The organism is Streptococcus sp. 1004_SSPC (assembly GCF_001069025.1).
Classification (GTDB): Bacteria; Bacillota; Bacilli; order Lactobacillales; family Streptococcaceae; genus Streptococcus; species Streptococcus vestibularis.
Genome location: NZ_JWGQ01000076.1, coordinates 1 through 228 on the forward strand (window position 1 = coordinate 1; position 228 = coordinate 228).

Consider the following 228-nt stretch of genomic DNA (forward strand, 5'->3'; position numbering starts at 1 on the left):
ATAATTCTGCGCCACAAAAGCCAATTCCCCTTTCTTGAACCCAAACTCATCCCAGGACATAACCCTTGGGAGTTTATCAAAATGTTCCTTGAAAGAAAACTGATCAAACTTACGATAGACAGTGGATGTCGATACACGAAGTCTTCTGGCAATATCAGTTAGTGCCATCTTCTCAGTTAGGAGTTGTGTAACCTTTTGTCGGACTAGATTGGAGATTTGGCAGTTTTT

1 protein-coding gene is annotated in these 228 nt (G+C 40.8%); it reads right to left on the reverse strand.

Annotated features, from left to right (window positions below; genetic code table 11):
- A partial coding sequence (locus ADF62_RS05820; protein ID WP_048788304.1) for a helix-turn-helix domain-containing protein occupies positions 1-228 on the reverse strand: 228 nt, incomplete at both ends.